At 67.8% G+C, this 1,491-nt stretch carries 1 protein-coding gene and 2 pseudogenes; 1 reads left to right on the top strand and 2 read right to left on the bottom strand.

The features are described 5' to 3' along the window. Both G3N97_RS38710 and phnF read right to left on the bottom strand, forming a co-directional pair. Window positions 1-314 (bottom strand): annotated as a pseudogene (locus G3N97_RS38710) (phosphonate metabolism protein); the annotation flags it as partial. After that, window positions 311-1,066, bottom strand: coding sequence for a phosphonate metabolism transcriptional regulator PhnF (phnF, locus tag G3N97_RS38705; RefSeq protein WP_065057629.1), 756 nt, complete (start codon window positions 1,064-1,066; stop codon window positions 311-313). The gene phnF and the pseudogene G3N97_RS38710, both read right to left, overlap by 4 nt. Window positions 1,067-1,325: 259 nt before the next feature. Here phnF and G3N97_RS39875 point away from each other — a divergent pair. Then, window positions 1,326-1,491: pseudogene (locus G3N97_RS39875) on the top strand (phosphonate C-P lyase system protein PhnG); the annotation flags it as partial.

Here is a 1,491-nt window from a genome sequence, read left to right as displayed (position 1 = left end):
GCGGCCCACGCCTGCACCGCGGCGCACAGCGCTTCGGGCGTCACGCCCGCGGCCAGACGAAACGGCGGCACCAGCGTGCCGTGCCAGCCGTAGCGGCGCGGCGCGACCGTGAGCGCGTCGAGCGGCCTCACCAGTCCGTCGATCAGCGGCGGCGTCAGCGTCTCGCCGCTTTCCGGATCGCGCCCGAGCCAAGCGCAGCCTTCTCGCCACCAGGCCGATTCGCGCGGCGGCGCGTAATAGAGCGCGAAACGCGTGGACCCGGTCCAGCTTTCTTCCGCGAGCGCCGCGGCGCGCAACGCCTGGACCGAACTCATAGGTCGTGCTCCACCATCAGTTGCACGCGGTCGGCCGCGAAGTGCGTGATGCCGTATTTGATCGGTGTGCCGTCGAGATCGACGTCGACGTTTTCCACCCACAGCACCGGCTGCTGGCGATTGATGTTCAGCCGCCGCGCCACTTCCGGCTCGGGCAGCACGCTGCCGATACGGCTCCACTTGCGCAGATAGTCGGTCACGCCGAATTCGGCGAGCGCCTTCGAGGTGCTGTCGACGCGCTCCATGACGGCGGGCAGATCGGCGAAACGCGCGGCCGGATACCAGCTGCGCGCGTAGGTGAGCGGCACGCCGTCCGACTCGTGCAGCGTTTCCAGCCGATAGACCAGCGCGCCCGCGCGCAGCCCGAGCGCCTTCGCCGCCGTGGGATCGGCCTTCACGCGCGACGAGGCGAGCAGCCGCCCCACCGCCGAATGCTGATGACGCTGCAGATTCTCCGTAAAGCGCGTGCGCTTGCCGATGCTGTAGTCGATCGCGCCAGGCTGCACGAAGGTGCCGCGCCCCTGCTCGACGCTCACGAGCCCGAGCGCCGCGAGACCGAGCATCGCGCGCCGCACCGTGTGGCGATTCACGTCGAAACGCCGCGCCAGTTCGCCTTCGCTCGGCAGGCGGCCGTCCTCGCCGAAACCCTTCGCCGCGATCTCCGCCGCGAGAATCTGCTCGATCTGCCGCCACACCGCTACGCCCGCGCCGCGTTCGAGCGTGCTGTGCGCCGCCTCGTCGTTCGATGTCATGGTGCTGTCATTCCTCTGGTTTCCAATACCGTTTTGCGCATTGTAGTGCGCAAGGCGTGATGGAAATATGAAAACGTCGCGTACGCCGGATCGGATTGACTGTACGACCAAACGTCTAGACGTTTAGATGAATAGATGCTCAAATGTCTAGCCTCGATCCGGCAAGAAAGTGGCGCCAGATTTCCCGCAGTCGCAGTGATTCGCGCAGTCATCTGTCGTGGTCTGAAATGATCCTCCCGTTCTCGACACAGGAACTCCGATGAACGCATCTTCCGCCCCGCCCTCCGCCGCCGGCTCCCCCGCCCGGCGCGCCTGGATGGCGGTGCTCGCGCGCACCTCGCGCGCCGAGCTCGAAACGGCGCTCGCCCGCGCCCTCGGCGGCGCTCCGGCGCCTTCCTACGACTGGCTGCGGCCGCCCCAGACAG

Source organism: Paraburkholderia sp. Ac-20347, from assembly GCF_017104805.1.
Lineage (GTDB): Bacteria > Pseudomonadota > Gammaproteobacteria > Burkholderiales > Burkholderiaceae > Paraburkholderia > Paraburkholderia tropica.
Note: the sequence above shows the minus strand (reverse complement) of the source record. Positions and strands in the feature narration are given on the sequence as shown.